Source organism: Flavitalea flava (assembly GCF_054461575.1).
In genome coordinates, this window is the sequence record NZ_JBTLQH010000075.1 from 1 (window position 1) to 16,075 (window position 16,075).

17 protein-coding genes are annotated in these 16,075 nt (G+C 46.7%); 7 read left to right on the top strand and 10 right to left on the bottom strand.

Annotated features, from left to right (window positions below; genetic code table 11):
- Together ACX0G9_RS30435 and tgt are read right to left on the bottom strand one after the other, a co-directional pair.
- On the bottom strand, positions 1–703 hold a 703-nt coding region (locus ACX0G9_RS30435; protein WP_459068766.1), incomplete at its 3' end, for an LptF/LptG family permease.
- A 123-nt stretch (positions 704–826) separates the two neighbouring features.
- Positions 827–1,966 (bottom strand): tRNA guanosine(34) transglycosylase Tgt, encoded by a 1,140-nt coding sequence (gene tgt / locus ACX0G9_RS30440; protein WP_459068767.1) that lies wholly within the window; start codon positions 1,964–1,966, stop codon positions 827–829.
- 182 nt (positions 1,967–2,148) lie between these two features.
- Between tgt and ACX0G9_RS30445 the strand changes: the two genes are divergently transcribed.
- The 3 genes from ACX0G9_RS30445 to ACX0G9_RS30455 all read left to right on the top strand — a co-directional run bounded on the left by ACX0G9_RS30445 (position 2,149) and on the right by ACX0G9_RS30455 (position 4,923).
- Positions 2,149–3,282, top strand: a complete 1,134-nt coding sequence (locus tag ACX0G9_RS30445; protein ID WP_459068768.1) for a glycosyltransferase — start codon at positions 2,149–2,151, stop codon at positions 3,280–3,282.
- On the top strand, positions 3,252–3,959 hold the full coding sequence (gene rsmG / locus ACX0G9_RS30450; protein ID WP_459068769.1) for a 16S rRNA (guanine(527)-N(7))-methyltransferase RsmG: 708 nt from the start codon (positions 3,252–3,254) through the stop codon (positions 3,957–3,959). Before ACX0G9_RS30445 ends, rsmG begins: the two co-directional genes overlap by 31 nt.
- Positions 3,960–4,263: 304 nt before the next feature.
- Positions 4,264–4,923: a response regulator gene (locus tag ACX0G9_RS30455; RefSeq protein WP_459068770.1), complete on the top strand. Its 660-nt coding sequence runs from the start codon at positions 4,264–4,266 to the stop codon at positions 4,921–4,923.
- Between the two features lie 197 nt (positions 4,924–5,120).
- Here ACX0G9_RS30455 and ACX0G9_RS30460 read toward each other — a convergent pair whose 3' ends face one another.
- The 6 genes from ACX0G9_RS30460 to ACX0G9_RS30485 form a co-directional block, all read right to left on the bottom strand.
- Positions 5,121–7,136: a M1 family metallopeptidase gene (locus ACX0G9_RS30460; RefSeq protein WP_459068771.1), complete on the bottom strand. Its 2,016-nt coding sequence runs from the start codon at positions 7,134–7,136 to the stop codon at positions 5,121–5,123.
- A 38-nt stretch (positions 7,137–7,174) separates the two neighbouring features.
- Positions 7,175–7,624, bottom strand: a complete 450-nt coding sequence (locus tag ACX0G9_RS30465) for a PepSY-like domain-containing protein (protein WP_459068772.1) — start codon at positions 7,622–7,624, stop codon at positions 7,175–7,177.
- A gap of 60 nt (positions 7,625–7,684) precedes the next feature.
- Positions 7,685–8,347 carry a 16S rRNA (cytidine(1402)-2'-O)-methyltransferase gene (rsmI, locus tag ACX0G9_RS30470; protein ID WP_459068773.1) on the bottom strand — a complete coding sequence of 221 codons (663 nt, stop codon included), beginning with the start codon at positions 8,345–8,347 and terminating at the stop codon, positions 7,685–7,687.
- Between the two features lie 8 nt (positions 8,348–8,355).
- On the bottom strand, positions 8,356–8,601 hold the full coding sequence (gene purS / locus ACX0G9_RS30475; protein ID WP_459068774.1) for a phosphoribosylformylglycinamidine synthase subunit PurS: 246 nt from the start codon (positions 8,599–8,601) through the stop codon (positions 8,356–8,358).
- A gap of 98 nt (positions 8,602–8,699) precedes the next feature.
- Entirely contained in the window at positions 8,700–9,461 is a 762-nt protein-coding gene (locus ACX0G9_RS30480; protein ID WP_459068775.1) for a CDP-alcohol phosphatidyltransferase family protein, read from the bottom strand.
- Between the two features lie 50 nt (positions 9,462–9,511).
- On the bottom strand, positions 9,512–10,801 hold the full coding sequence (locus ACX0G9_RS30485; RefSeq protein WP_459068776.1) for an aminopeptidase P family protein: 1,290 nt from the start codon (positions 10,799–10,801) through the stop codon (positions 9,512–9,514).
- Positions 10,802–11,075: 274 nt separating this feature from the next.
- Between ACX0G9_RS30485 and pckA the strand changes: the two genes are divergently transcribed.
- A complete protein-coding gene (gene pckA / locus ACX0G9_RS30490; protein WP_459068777.1) occupies positions 11,076–12,680 on the top strand; it encodes a phosphoenolpyruvate carboxykinase (ATP) in 1,605 nt (534 codons plus the stop codon).
- Positions 12,681–12,869: 189 nt separating this feature from the next.
- Here the strand turns inward: pckA and ACX0G9_RS30495 are convergent, their stop codons facing one another.
- Entirely contained in the window at positions 12,870–13,505 is a 636-nt protein-coding gene (locus ACX0G9_RS30495; RefSeq protein WP_459068778.1) for a deoxynucleoside kinase, read from the bottom strand.
- Between the two features lie 116 nt (positions 13,506–13,621).
- Positions 13,622–14,626, bottom strand: a complete 1,005-nt coding sequence (gene trpS / locus ACX0G9_RS30500) for a tryptophan--tRNA ligase (RefSeq protein ID WP_459068779.1) — start codon at positions 14,624–14,626, stop codon at positions 13,622–13,624.
- A 92-nt stretch (positions 14,627–14,718) separates the two neighbouring features.
- Here trpS and gatC point away from each other — a divergent pair, with 92 nt between their 5' ends.
- The 3 genes from gatC to ACX0G9_RS30515 form a co-directional block, all read left to right on the top strand.
- Positions 14,719–15,021 (top strand): Asp-tRNA(Asn)/Glu-tRNA(Gln) amidotransferase subunit GatC, encoded by a 303-nt coding sequence (gatC, locus tag ACX0G9_RS30505; RefSeq protein WP_459068780.1) that lies wholly within the window; start codon positions 14,719–14,721, stop codon positions 15,019–15,021.
- Between the two features lie 38 nt (positions 15,022–15,059).
- The gene (locus ACX0G9_RS30510; protein ID WP_459068781.1) at positions 15,060–15,785 is read left to right on the top strand and encodes an ABC transporter ATP-binding protein; all 726 of its coding nucleotides are present in this window, start codon (positions 15,060–15,062) and stop codon (positions 15,783–15,785) included.
- A 10-nt stretch (positions 15,786–15,795) separates the two neighbouring features.
- On the top strand, positions 15,796–16,075 hold a 280-nt coding region (locus ACX0G9_RS30515), incomplete at its 3' end, for an ATP:cob(I)alamin adenosyltransferase (RefSeq protein WP_459068782.1).

Sequence of the window (16,075 nt, forward strand, 5' to 3'; positions counted from 1 at the left end):
GGTTCACATGCAGGGTATCGATCTTTGCGACTGTTTCTTTGATCCCGTCAATTTTCCGCTCGATTATGGTAGTCAGCTTCCAATCTTTTTTGACAGGGTCCCATTTTACCGTTTCCGCCCGGAGATTGTAAAAGACCTTGTTATCTTTAATCTTCTGCATGAAAAAATTGCTGGCTGATTTATTGACGGTATCGTAATACCTGAATCCTACAAAAGTGACCGGGTCCACCCGGAGATAGTAATTATTATTCCGGTAAGGATCTGAATTATAAGAACTGTTCCCATCCACATAAACGGCCTGAAAATCCGTACGGATCTCATTGGCGCGGGGCACCCAGTACTGGCTGGCAATCCAGAAAATTACGGCAAGCAGGACCGAACCCAGCAGGTAAGGCCTTAACATCCGGTTGTACCGGACTCCCCCCGCCAGGATGGCGATGAATTCAGATTTGCCCGCCATTTTGGAAGTAAAATAAATGACGGCAATGAATACCATCAGCGGGAAGATCATGGCCATGATAAAAGGCACGAACCCAATGTAATAATGGATAATCAAATCCCAGGCGCCCATTTTGGACTTTACAAAATCATCGGCTTTTTCACTGGTATCGATCACTACAGCGATTACCGTAATGACCAGCAATGTGAACACAAAAGTGCCAATGAATTTCTTAAGTATGTACCTGTCGAGGAGTTTAAGCATTCGGGACGCAAATTAAGCCACAAGCAGCAAGCAGCAAGCTCCAGGCTGAAATTTTATACGAGTTTTAGGACTTTCCGTTCATAATAGGACTTTCGGCTAATAATAGGACTTTCGGCTAATAATTTACAAACGTGTCTGCAGAATGGCAGCCTGTTCCCGCTTCCAGCTGAGATAATCTCCGGCTACAATATGTTTGCGTGCTTCGCCGACCAGGTAAAGATAAAAGGCCAGATTGTGTACACTGGCGATCGTTAGCCCAAGGATTTCTTTCGATTTCAATAAATGACGCAAATAGGCCTTGGAATAATAATGGCTCCAGGGATTGTCGATCCCATCATCGATGGGAGAAAAATCTTTCTCCCATTTTTTATTGTCGATATTGATCACACCTTTGGAGGTAAAGAGCATGGCATTACGGCCATTCCGGGTTGGCATGACGCAATCAAACATATCCACCCCCCTGGCAATACATTCCAATAAGTTCCAGGGAGTGCCGACCCCCATGAGATAACGGGGCCTGGCTACCGGAAGATCAGCACAGCAGGCCTCGCATATATCGTATAATTGCTGTTCAGGTTCTCCCACACTTAAGCCACCTATCGCGTTCCCTACGGCATTCTTTCCGGATACAAACTGACAGGAGGCCTTTCGCAGATCCGCAAACACGCTGCCCTGAACAATGGGAAACAGATTTTGGGTATACCCGTATTTATCTTCCGTGGTGTTAAACCGGTCAAAACACCGGTCCAGCCACCTGTGCGTAAGATGCATGGATTTCTCAGCGTAACTGTATTCACTGGGGTAAGGAGGGCATTCGTCAAAGGCCATGATAATATCCGCTCCGATGATCCGTTGGATATCCATGACCTTTTCAGGGCTGAACATATGCCGGGATCCGTCTATATGAGATTGAAAAAGAACTCCCTCTTCCTGAATTTTCCGGGTTCCCGCCAAAGAAAAGACCTGGTAGCCCCCGCTATCGGTCAGGATGGGTCTGTCCCAGGAGGCCAAACGATGTAGCCCGCCGACGGACTCCAGCACATCCAAACCCGGACGCAAATACAGGTGGTAGGTATTGCCCAGGATGATCTGTGCCCGGACATCCTCCTTTAGTTGTTGCTGGGATACGGCCTTTACACTGCCTGCCGTACCTACCGGCATAAATATGGGAGTGAGTATCTCTCCGTGATCCGTGGTTATTTTTCCGGCTCTTGCCCCTGTATCGGGACAGCCGGCCTGTAATTCAAATCTTAATGCAGCCATAATTCGCGTATATCGGGTAAGCGGTGATCCGGCCCCGTTTTGGGCGCAATTTACGATATTACTCCCCCTCTGAGCTCCCCTTTATCGAAATTTTAAAGGGAATAAGGAGCAAAACCGGCTCTAATCTGTATTTTTGAAAACGGATAAGGCGTAACCGGTCTTATCCGACCCGTAGAAAGATTATGAATAAACTGTACTTAAGTTTCCCCTGGCACCTTATACTTTTTGTTGCTTTTTGTGTAATCACCCTGATACAATTGTTCTATTATGGTTGGTTTTTCAGGCGTCTCGCCTTTTTTCTCCCCCCCTCCAAAGAAAAATCACAACAGCACCCGATAAGTGTCATTATCTGTGCACGGGACGAAGCCGCAAAACTGGTCACCCATTTACCAGGCGCCCTGGTCCAAACCTATCCAAGCACGCATGAAGTTATCGTCGTCAACCATAACAGCCAGGACGATACCCGTTTTCTTCTCGATGAATTTAAAAAGACATTTAAAGGATTACATATAGTCAACCTGGAACAGGAAGCAATCGGCATACCTGGCAAAAAATACCCTTTAAGTATGGGTATCAAAGAAGCAAAATATGAGATTGTACTGTTAACCGATGCCGATTGTGTTCCGGCCAGCGAATTCTGGATGCAGAAGATGCAGGATGGTTATCATAATGGGATCGAAGTAGTCCTGGGTTATGGGCCGTATAAAAAAGGTCCGGGCTTTTTAAATAAGATCATCAGGTACGACACCTTCCACACGGCCTTACAATATCTTTCTTATGCACTGGCCGGAATTCCCTATATGGGGGTCGGAAGGAATCTTTCTTATAAAAAGGACCTGTTTCTCCGTAATAAAGGTTTCTCTTCCATCAATCATTTGCCGGGAGGCGACGATGATTTATTTATTAATAAAGTGGCCACCAGAACCAACACGGCTATTGTTGTGGATCCGGATACCTTCACTTTATCCGAACCCAAAAAGACCTTTGGAGAATGGCACAGCCAGAAAACAAGGCATTACAGCACAGCCAGGTTCTATACTCCCCTGCATAAATTCCTTTTGGGTTTATACTCTTTTTCTCATGTACTTTTTTACCCCTTATTTATAGCCAGTCTCGTGCTCTTTGACTGGCGGATCGTTTTGCCTGTTTTTGGCCTCCGTCTGCTGGTTCAAGGCTATATCTATTATAAAGCGATGCAGAAATTGCAGGAGCAGGATCTTTTTGCCTGGTGGTGGCTTCTCGATATCTGGATGTTCGTGTATTATCTCATCTTTGTACCCACGTTATGGAAAAAAACCCGGTCAACCTGGAATTAGTACTTCGTTATTTTTCCGATTTTTCCCCGGTACAGGTGCGGCAGCTCACTGCATTGGAAGAACTGTACAAAGAGTGGAACACTAAGATCAACGTAATTTCCAGAAAGGATATAGACAGCCTTTATGAAAAACACGTTTTGCATTCCCTGAGCATCGCGGCGGCTTTTGACCTGAAAAAAGGCATGGAGATAATCGATATCGGTACGGGAGGAGGTTTTCCCGGAATCCCGCTGGCCATTTTTTTCCCGGAAGTTCATTTTCACCTGGTGGACAGCATTGGTAAAAAGATCAAAGTGGTGGAGGCGGTAATGGAAGCAACCGGGCTGTCAAATATAAGCGTGCAGCATGGTCGCGCCGAAGATATCAGGAACAGGAAGTTCGATACAGCGGTTTCCAGAGCCGTGGCACCCCTTAAAGAGCTTTGGGACTGGTCCAAACCCCTTCTCCGGAAATACCCAGCCCACACAGCCCCAAGGACAGTCCCTGGAAATGCCGGACAAGGCGCAGAACCAGCCAGCCCTGCTCTTCCCGTTCCCAATGGCCTGATTTGCCTGAAAGGAGGCGATTTGAGCATGGAAATATCGGAGAGCGGCTGCCGGCCAAGGATGATGGAGATCCACCAGATCTTTTCCGAGGATTATTTCCGTGAGAAATATTTGTTATACAACCCACTGTAGGCAGGACTCACCAAAAAGAATACATCACTCAGAATAAATACATCACCGGGAAATGATGTCTCACCCATGGGGCTTCCAAAGGGGCAAAGCCACTTTGGCGCCATAACCGAGGTTCGCTCCAGTGGAGCGAAGCGTAACTGAGTTCCGTTCGTGGGAACGGGACGAAAGTTACGGGCGTAGCCCATACGAGCATGGCTCAAATTTTTTCTTCCCGGGGCGACAAATTGTCGCCAAGGAGCCCCGGGAGGAAAAAACTACCACAAAATGGTATTTTTTTCTCGCCGAATGAGTTGACCTTTGCTCCATGAGTATATCGGTATGTATTGTAGATGATAATAAAGATATCCGTTCCGCCCTGGAGCAGATCATTCTCATGACGGAGGACTACACGCTGGCTGGTAGTTTCTCCGGTGCGGAAGAAGCGCTCCTCAGGATCCCCCAGGTAAAACCCCAGGTGGTCCTGATGGATATCAACCTGGGTGATGGCGAGAGCGGAATAGACTGTGTGCGGCAACTAAAGCCCCAGGATCCGGGGATCCTTTATATGATGTGTACCGTCTATGAAGAAGATGAAAAGATCTTCGAGGCCCTGACTGCAGGCGCCAATGGTTATATCCTGAAAAAAACCGCCCCTGGTAAATTGCTGGAAGCTATACGGGAATTACATGAAGGAGGTGCCCCCATGAGCAGCCAGATCGCCCGTAAAGTGGTAAATGCCTTTCAGTTTATGAACGCAACTGCCGGAGATCCGGTTGAAAACAATTTTCAGGGGAAAGCGCTTAGCGTTCTTTCGAACCGTGAAAATGAAATTCTGGAGCTTTTGGCAAAAGGAATGCTTTACAAGGAAATCGCCGGGCGTTTGTTTATCAGCCAGGAAACTGTTCGAAAACACGTCTATCATATTTACGAAAAATTACATGTAAATAACCGGGTAGAGGCCATTAACAAGTTTTACGGTCGCTAAACCCCAACGTTACCCCAAAAACTACCACAAAGTGGTATTGTTTTTCCCTGTCCGAGCATCTACTTTTGTTTTTAGGGCTGTTCAAGTCGAATATTCATTAGTCATTTTACCTTATCTACCCTCCTGATAGACAACGAAAAAGAGAAAGTCCCACCAAGGCGGGACTTTCTCTTTTTCGTTCCTGTTTCGCTGAATTTCTACCAATTCAGTTCCAGTTTATTATTCTTCCGGTCGACATCGGCCATTCGCTGGCTGGGATCGATTTCAACCGACCTCAGATCGATCAAACGGCGGTTCATGGTAAAAGTATAGGTCGGATGGGTCCATTTCCAGGGCTCAAAACTGGTCCGGGAAAGTGTCGGATCTTCCACCGGTTTTTCCCCGAACATCAGGTATTGAGGGATATAAGCCATCTCTTTCGTTCCATCTTTATACCGTAAAACCACATCTACCGGCATTGGCATTTTGCCTGCCATCTTCAATCTTATTTTAGTCTTCCCTTCCTCTTCCCACAAACTATCGATCCCATAATCGATGGTCCTCGTTGTATTTACCCAGTATTGTTTATACCAGTCCAACTGAAGACCGCTGACCTTTTCAGCCACCCGTAAAAAATCAGCCGCATTGGGATGTTTAAAACGCCACAAGCGGTAGTACTCTAAAAGGATCCTGTCCCTGGTGGCAGCTCCGGTGATATATCCCAATTGCTCAAGGAACATCTCCCCTTTTGAATAAGAACCTTCGCTATACGCATAGTTGGTGGAAAAATGATCGGCATGTGTGGTAAGAGGTTCTTCCAGGCCGCTTCGCACCAACGAAAAATAGCTGTTATAGGCATCGGAATGAAGATAAGGCAACTGTTGTTTCTCTCTTTCCAATATTTTTTTTAACCCGGCGTTTCCGGGATTCTGCTGCAGACTGACGGTATAATAATAGCTCTGTACCAGACCCGAGGCATAACTGGTGAATCCCTCGTCCATCCAGGCATATAAGGATTCGTTCGTACCCAGCATGCCCTGATACCAACTGTGCATCCACTCATGAAAAGCAGTTCCCAGGCTCGGAGAGTGGATCAGGGTACTCATGGGATATTCCATTCCTCCATCACCGCCATGTATGAACGAATATTGTTTGTAAGGATATTTGCCAAAATTCTTTTCGATATAAGGAAGGACCGTCACTGCGGCATCCGCCAGCGCACTCCAGAGGGTATCCTGCAGGGCCTCTTTGTTTTTATTCTTATAAAGTACATTAATTACCGGGCCGTTAGGGATATGCCTGACCAGGTGTTTGAATTGAGGATCGGCAGCCCACATAAAATCATGTACGTTCGGTGCCACAAAATGCCAGAGTAATTTTTCGCCCTCGGGACGAACCACCTTTACGCCTTCTCCTTCATAACCGTATCCCACCTGTGCTGCATTCTGGAGATAACCGGTTCCTCCGATCATATAACTCTTATCGAGACTGATCCTCACGTCGTAATCGCCCCATACGCCATAGAACTCCCGGGCTACATAAGGGGTGGGATGCCATCCTTCATAATCGTATTCACAAATTCTCGGATACCATTGGCTCATGGAATAACGCACGCCTGTCTGAGGATTGTCTCTTCCACTTCGCCTGACCTGCAACGGTACCTGCGCATCGAATTCCATCTCGAAGACTACCGTAGCGCCCGGAAGTACCGGTTTGCTCAATTTTACTTCCAGGATAGTTTCTTCCACCCGGTAAGACTGGAGTACTCCATTCATTTTAAAGGAAATGACCTTTTGGAAGCCGACCTCATCGGGTTTAAGATGTTGTATACGGTCCCGTACACGCGAATCCCAATCCAGCTCTTCATTCCCCTTTTCATCTTTTCCATAGGAAGTCTTCCCCAATTCCCTGCTGCGGGTATCCATCATACTGCCCGGTTGAAAAGCATTCCAATATAAATGGTAGAATACCTTAAATAAAGTATCCGGAAAATTATTGGTATAGGTCAGGACTTGTTTGCCGTTGAACCGGTTGGTCGCCACATCCATATTTATATCCATGGAATATTTTACCCGTTGCTGGGGGCGATCCTCCGGCGCAGAGGCCAGTACTGCGGAGCGTCCCGGAGAGGTCTGTGCGGCATGTTGCCCGGAAGCCCGCTTCGCTTGCGCGGATACTGATATCGACAGGATGGACAGAGCAGCAAGAAGCGGGAAAACAGCTTTTTTATTCATCGTTTACAAGGGCTTTTTAGGGATCGTGGCTTTTTATTTTATAGGGTGGTGTTATCCTTGAGTAATTGTCCTGTGTCACCAAACAGAAGATTTTTCTTTTGAAAATCACTTTTGGAAACGGAGATGGCATACTGGGTTATATTGCCGGGAAGGTAGCGGATTATGACCGTCCCCACTTTCCAATCGGCATATTTGCTCTTGGACAAACCGTCCTTAACAGGTGCTGGAATCTGCTCCGGAGTTATTTTGCGTTCAGAACTTTTCCATTCTCCTTTACTGCTGAATTTAGCCTCGAAATTTCCGCTGTCGAGGCTAAAGCTGGCCTTGAACAAGGAGAGTTTATCTTCCCAGGTCACATTTTTTGCATTAGGATATTTTGCTTTCAGGGAATCGGTCACCACTCCGGGGATCTTGCGGAACTGCGCATTGACGGATACAGCTGTCAATAATAGCCCGAAGGAAAATAACATACAAAATACATTTTTCATAAATACATTAATTTAAAGTTGCATTAAACCTATTGGTAATTGGGTATTATAACAAATCTACTATTTTCCTGCCACGACGATCACGATCTCTCCTTTTACTCCCTTTTCGCTGAAATAGTCGCATACTTCCCTGAGCGTTCCCCGTTTGTTCTCTTCATATATCTTGGTCAGCTCCCTGCTGACACAACATTGCCGGTCCTCTCCAAAATAAAGGATCAGATCCTGTAAGGTCTTTATTAACCGTACCGGGGATTCATAGAAAAGGAGCGTTCGTTCTTCTTCCGCTAATTGTTTCAGAACGGTCTGCCTCCCTTTTTTCAGGGGCAGAAATCCCTCAAAACTAAACCGGTGCATAGGCAATCCGCTGTTTACCAGAGCAGGAACAAAGGCCGTAGCTCCGGGCAGGCATTCCACCTTTACGCCTGTCTTTATGCATTCCCTGACCAGCAGAAAGGCAGGGTCCGAAACCCCCGGTGTCCCGGCGTCAGTAAGCAGGGCCATTGTTTTACCCTGCAACATTTGGTCTACCAGGTGATGAAGGATCTTATGCTCATTATGCTGATGGTAGGGAGAGAGCGGCTTGATGATCTGGAAATGATTCAATAGCCGGGAGGAATTCCGGGTATCCTCAGCCAGAATAAGATCGACCTTCTTAAGCACGTCTAATGCCCGAAGCGTAATATCCTGCAAATTACCTATGGGAGAAGGAACAATATAAAGCAATGCGCGTGTTAGTTTACAGCTATCTCGAAGTATTCCATGACAGGGTTGGCCAATAATTTCCTGCCCGCTTCTTCCGCTATTTTCCTGGCTTCGTCCGCTGTACCTGCTTCAACCTGAAGCGAGATGCTTTTTCCGATCCTCACATCGCTGACGGTTTGGATACCCAGGCTTTGCAAACCACTCATTACAGCCTTCCCTTGCGGATCCAATAATTCCTTTAGCGGCATAACTTTTACCTGAACAGAGAAGGTCATGTTGTTTTTTTTGTTTTGTGTGCATCGGAGCTGGATTTCCGGAATATAAAACCCATCTCCGATGCACGGCTGATGATGGGCCTGTCCGGCCAGCGGGGCTAACCCGCTTTTTTGAACAGCAAAGATACAAAAATGTAGAAGATGAATACCACGGGTACAGCCAACCATTTTAAAAAGATGGATGCCAGGACGGCTACAATCAGTAATATAACCTTTGGAATATTGTTTTTTATGGAATAATCCTTGAATTTTAAAGCAATAAGGGGAAGGTCACTGACCATAAGCCAGGATATTAACAGGATGATTCCATATAATGCCCATTTATTCAGAATCACCTCATTTACCATTTCACTGCTGGAATACCAGTAAATGAGTGGCAGGGAGGCGATAAGCAGACCGGTAGCCGGAATAGGAACGCCTTTGAATCCATATTGCTGGGAATCGTCTATGTTGAACCGGGCAAGCCGGTATGCACCCGCACAAGGAATCAGCAAGGCCGGTAATAACCAGAGTATGGATACGTCAAGCCCGTCTGCCTGTCTGGCAAAACTCATCCGCAGGAACTGGTAGAGGATCATTCCCGGGGCCACTCCGAAACTAACTACATCCGCCAGGGAATCCAGTTGTTTGCCCAAAGGGGATACGGCCTTAAATAACCGGGCTACCAGGCCATCCAGGAAATCGACGAGAGCAGCAAGCCCTATAAATAGCGATGCCACACCCACCTTTTCCGGAATCCCGATATATTGTAAACCTTCATTATTGTACTGGATCGTAATACCGTTCTGGAGGATAAGGATAACCGCAATACATCCAAAGAAAAGATTAAGTAAAGTGAACAGGTTAGGTATGTTTTTCATTCGAGTTTTTATATCTGTTTTATTTATGTCTTTTGCGGGAAATTAGGATTTTATTTTTTCATGAACGCTTCAATTTCCTCCGCGGTGATGGGTATATGTTCCATCAGGTCTTGGTTCCCATCTTCCGTGATCAGGATATTATTCTCGATCCGGATGCCCATTTGCTCTTCTTCGATATAGATGCCGGGCTCCACCGTGAGGACCATCCCCTCTCTGACCGGACCGGTACGGTCCCCCAGATCATGGACATCGATACCCAGATGATGTGACACTCCATGATACATATATTTTCCATAAGCGGGACTTTCGGGTGTCTGATTTTTCAGGTCGGAGACGGTAAGCAAGCCGATCTTCACAAAGATTTTACCTGCTTCTTCTCCCATTTTAACCTGATAGTCCGTAAACAGCAAACCCGGTTTCAACAGGCTTTTCGCATACCGGTGTAAATGCAGACAGGCGTCATAGACCTCCCGCTGCCGGTTGGTAAATTTTCCATTTACAGGCACCGTCCTGGTCATATCTGCACAATAGCCTCCGTATTCCGCCCCAAAATCCAACAATACCAATTCACTGTCCCTGCATTCCTGGTTATTGGTAATATAGTGCAGGGTCCTGGCTCTGTCTCCGCTGGCCACTATACTATTATAGGCCGGACCTGCAGAACCCCGGGAGAGAAAGTTGTAATAGATCTCCGCTTCGATCTCATTTTCCATGATCCCGGGCTTTATCTTTTTCAGCAAACGGATAAAGGTTTGATGGGTTATTTCCACCGCCTGCTGCATTACGGTGATCTCCAGCGAAGTCTTTATACCACGCAATCCTTTAAGAATGCTGGCAGAACGGTGATACTGATGCAATGGAAAACGTTCCTTCATTTCCTGAATAAACCGGTATTCCCGTGTTTGTATATTACCTGTTTTCCGGTCATTTTCATTGGAAGAAAGGTAGATCCGCTCTGCCAGGTTCACCCATTGAGGGAACAATCCGGGCAGCGCATCCAGCCATACGATGGTCCGGATCCCCGAAAGCTGGCGGGCTTCCTCAGCCCGCAGCCGTTTGCCATCCCATTTTTCCTTCGTTTCATTGGGGCGCGCCAATACGAGTATTTCCCGGTATCTCGGGTCCGGATGCTCAGGGAACAGGATGACCATACTATCCTCTTGGGTAATACCGGATATCCAGAAAAGATTACTGTTCTGCCGGAAGGTATAAAAGGCGTCTCCATTGGATGGCATTTCATCATTGCTGACGAAAATAGCGACCGAGCCCGGTAACAATTCTTTGGAAAAACGCGCTCTGTTCGCCGTGAATAATTCCGGATGAGGTGGATTATATTTCATCGATTTTCAATCTGTTATTAACTTATTCGATTTTCACCAGGCAACGGTTGCCCTTCCCGGATCTTTTTTAAACAATGCCGACGGAACTGTAAAAATAATGAATGATTTACCAATCCATCCTATTCAGGGATTTCATCCTAAACTAACGATCGTTAGTTAGAATAAATTCATTACAAACGGCATACTGTTTGAAATTTTCAAATTAAACCGTCATACTCACCTTTGTTTTAGATATTTTTTAATTTTAACTTTGTCCCCTAAACAAACGATTGTTATGTCAGTGCCTTTAACCTCAATTCCTGGCAACCGATTGGTACAGCTTGGTCTACGTGTTTCCGATTCGATCCATTACCAACTTCCCCCGGATGAATTGATCGGGGATTGCCTGAGAAGAAAAGAAGGTGTTTTGAACGATACAGGCGCGCTGGTGATCCGGACGGGTGAATTTACTGGCCGCAGCCCAAAAGACCGGTTTATCGTAAAAGACGAAATCACGGCAAATACGATCCATTGGAATGATTTTAACCAGCCGATAGAAGAAAAATTTTTCGATGCCATCTTTTCCAGGATAACCGCCTACCTCAACCGTCTCCCGGAATTGTGGATCCGGGATTGTTATGTATGTGCCGACCTCCGTTACCGTCTTAATATCCGCATTATCAATGAAACCCCATCCATGAACCTGTTTGCGTATAACATGTTCCTGCGGCCCACAGAAGAAGAACTGGAACATTTCCAAGCCGGTTGGCAGATTCTGTCCGCCCCTGGTCTCCAACTGGATCCTGCGACCTGTGGAACCCGGCAGTCCAATGCTGTGGTTATCTCTTTCCGGCATAAAATGATCCTGCTGGCAGGGACAGGGTATACAGGAGAAACAAAAAAGGCTGTTTTCACCATTTTGAATTACCTGCTCCCCCAGGAAAATAAAGTGCTGAGCATGCATTGCTCCGCCAACATGGGCAGGAAGGGAGATACCGCTATTTTCTTCGGCCTTAGCGGCACCGGCAAAACGACGCTTAGCGCCGATCCGAAGCGTTATCTCATTGGAGACGACGAACATGGCTGGACGGAAGATAATGTGTTCAATTTTGAAGGAGGTTGTTATGCTAAATGCATTAATCTGAATAAGGACAGAGAACCTGGCATCTACCAGGCCATACGCACCGGAGCCCTGGTAGAAAATGTAAAATTCTTTCCGGGAACTGATAAAATCAATTTTGAGGACGGGTCAGTTACTGAAAACACAAGGGTGTCCTATCCCCTCCCCTACATCGGCAATACGGTAGAACCTTCAGTCGGTAATACCCCTAAGAACATATTTTTCCTTACCTGTGATGCGTATGGCGTATTACCCCCGGTTTCGCGGCTAAACCCCGGACAAGCCATGTACCAGTTCATTTCAGGATATACAGCAAAAGTAGCAGGTACGGAAACAGGCATTACCGAACCGAAGTCCACTTTTAGTGCCTGTTTCGGCGCCCCCTTCCTACCCCTTCACCCTGGAAGGTATGCAGAGATCCTTGGTAAAAAGATGAAGGACAATGGTGTAAATGTCTGGATGATCAATACCGGGTGGTCAGGTGGCCCTTATCTGAAAGGAACCCGGATTAGCCTGCCGTATACAAGGGCCATGATCACGGCCGTTCTGGAAGGTAAGCTGGATCAGGTGGAGACCGTAACCGATCCTGTTTTTGGAATGGCAGTTCCGAAATCCTGTCCGGGCGTTCCGGCCGCACTGCTGGATCCCCGCAGTACCTGGGAGGATAAAAATGCTTATGATGCGATGGCCGGTAAGCTGGCAGGCTGGTTTATAACCAATTTTGAGAAATATGCCGATGGGGTTTCTGCTGAGATTTTAGCGGCAGCTCCAAAAAAATAAAAAAAAAGATTGAAATAATTTTTATTTAAGAATAAAATAACAGAACTTGGCGCAGCTAATTCCGAAAAGGAATACTATATGCTGCGATTGTTTGCCAAAACTAACTCCATCAGCCTGATGGAGTTTTTATTTGTGGCTGTTGAGGAACTATTAGCTGTTGAAGAACTATTAGCTGTTGAAGCACTCTTACTAGAAAAGGCCGTAGAGCTGGGAATCGATCCGGGTGATGATCTCCCCTAAATGCTCCTCATTATCCGGGAATTTATTCCTGTCGACATCTACGATCAGTAAAGGCCCTTCTTTATATCCTTCGATCCATTTATTGTAAAAGTCATTCAGGCGTTTCAGATAGTCCAGTCTTATATTCTCCTCGTATTCCCTGCCCCGTTTCTGTATCTGGGCCACTAAAGTGGGGACGGAAGCCTGCAAATAGATCAGCAGATCGGGGGGCTCTACCATTCTTTTCAAGGTCTGAAAGAACTGAAAATAATTATTATAGTCCCGTTTGCTCATTAACCCCATTTCATGCAGATTGGGAGCAAAGATGTGCGCATCTTCGTAGATGGTACGGTCCTGAACAACGGTCTCTGTTCCGGAATGGATCTCCAGTAATTGATTGAGGCGGCTGTTGAGGAAGAATATCTGCAGATTAAAACTCCACCTGGGCATATCTTCGTAAAAATCATTCAGGTAAGGATTGTGGTCGACATCCTCAAATTGGGGGATCCAGCGATAATGTTTGCTGAGCATTTCTGTCAACGTAGTCTTTCCGGCGCCAATGTTACCGGCTACTGCAATATGTTTGGGCTTCTTGTTTTTTGCCATGGTGTGGTATTCTGAATCGCGTAACGGTTAGTTTTCCCCTTTTTTTATCCGAAATAAATTTTAAGATATTACTTCTTTCTGGAATTAAGGTTTAATCTCCTACTATTTTTTATTCCCTAATAATAGTTAAGCCCCATAGCCTCCTTTGCCAGCCGGAGGGTGATTTGTGCGCTTTCTCTCGCTTTGGCTGCGCCTTTTTCCATAACTCCGGCGAGATAGGCTTCATCATTTCGGATTGCCTCTGTCCTTTCCCGGATCGGGGAAATAAATCTTACCATATCCTCTCCCAGTTCCTTTTTTAAATCCCCGTAACGGATAGTTCCCGCCTTGTAATCCGCTTCAAATTTTTGCAGAGTTTCCGGTGGACTGACCAGCTTCACCAACTGGAACAGGTTAGCCACCGAATCGGACATAACCACTCCTTCCCCTGTAGCACCGCCATCTGTCTTTGCCTTTGTAACTTTTTTCCGGATCACCTCATCACTGTCAGCCAGATAGAGCGTGGCCATTTGATTTTCACTTTTGCTCATTTTGCCTGTTCCATCCAGGCTGGGCACTTTTACCAATTCCTCTCCGAAATTAAAGGCATATGGCTCTGGAAATACATTCCCGTAACGATGGCCGAACCTGTTGACATAGGTCCTTGCCATCTCCAGGTGCTGTTCCTGGTCCTTACCCACCGGAACCAGGGTAGCCCGGTGCAGGATAATATCGGCTGCCTGCAGGACAGGGTAGGTCAGCAATCCGGCGTTTACGTTTTCGGGTTGCATCCGTACCTTATCCTTGAAAGTGGGGGTTTTTTCGAGTTCGCCCATATAGGCCAGCATATTCAGGAACAGGTATAACTCGGCGGTTTCCGGCACATGGCTTTGACAATACAAGGCGCATTTGTCAGGATCCAGACCGCTGGCAATGTTTTCTGCCAATACCCGTCGTACGTGTTCCTTTAATTGCCGGGTATCCGGGTGCGTTGTCAGGGCATGGAGATCAGCCACCATGAAAAAACACGTATAGGACTCCTGCATACGCACATAATTCTGAAGGGCCCCGAAGTAGTTTCCCAGGTGTAAGAACCCGGTTGGCCGGATGCCGCTCATTACTATTTCTTTCTTTTTTTCCATACGAACGGCGAAGATAGTAAAAAGCTCCAAGCTGCAAGCTTGCAGCTATATTGACCCTAAATCACTATTTTTGTCTTTAAATCAAACCGCGCATGGAAGTGAACGATGCCCTGATTGATAACCTGTCGAATCTGGCCAGGCTGCAATTCAATGCTGCCGAAAAAGAAGAGATCAAAAAAGATCTTCAGAAAATGATCCATTTCGTGGAAAAACTGCAGGAGCTCGATACGGCCGGCGTGGAACCTTTGCTGCATATGAGCCCGGAAATAAATGTATTACGCGAGGATAAATTGCAGGGATCCGTCAGCCATCAGCAAGCGCTGGCAAATGCCCCGGAATCGGATGGAGAATACTTTTCGGTTCCTAAAGTGATCAGGAACCCTTCAAAAACATAACCCCGTATGACTTATCACCTTCTTCCTATTTTTTCACCATGAGTACACCTATCATACATCTCGAAGATCTCCGCAAAAGCTACTTCATGGGGAAGCAGGCCTTGCCGGTACTGAAAAGCGTTAACCTGGATATATTTAAAAATGAATATGTAGCTCTTATGGGACCTTCCGGATCCGGGAAGAGCACCCTGATGAATATAATAGGTTGTCTCGACTCTCCCACCGCAGGAGCCTATATCCTGAATGGACAAGACGTGAGCAAAATGGCGGACGACGACCTGGCCGACGTCCGGAACATAGAGATTGGTTTTGTTTTTCAGCAATTTAACCTGCTGCCCAGGCTGACTGCCGTGGAAAATGTCGCCCTTCCCCTCGTTTACGCGGGAATGCCCAAAAAACAACGAATAGAAAGAGCCATGGAGGTCCTGGCAAAAGTCAGTCTGACGGACAGAAGTCATCATAAGCCTAATGAGCTTTCCGGTGGCCAGTGCCAGCGTGTGGCCATAGCCAGGGCCCTCGTCAATAACCCTTCCCTGATCCTGGCCGATGAGCCTACCGGTAATCTTGACAGTAAGACCTCCGTGGAGATCATGGATATATTCTCCGCAATCCAGGCTGGGGGCAATACAGTGGTGCTGGTGACCCATGAGGAGGATATCGCCCATTACGCTCACCGGGTTGTTCGTTTACGGGATGGCGTGATCGAGAGCGATCGCAAACAGGTCCCCAGAGGAATGGGAACGGGAGCGCCCCAAAAAGTGTAAATATTGATCCATGGCATTTAAAATATATACCCGTACAGGCGATAAAGGGAGAACGGCGCTTATCGGGGGAACCAAGGTTCCCAAAAGCCATTTGCGCATCGAATCGTATGGAACGGTAGATGAGCTGAATTCTTTCATTGGGTTGTTAACGGACCAAATAACCGTCCTGGCCACCCCAAAAATCGCCGGTCAGGTTACCCTATTGATCACACAGCTCAGGGAGGTCCAGGACCGCCTCTTCACCATCGGGGCTTCTTTGGCCTGTGACCCCGAAAAGGAGTCACGCATGA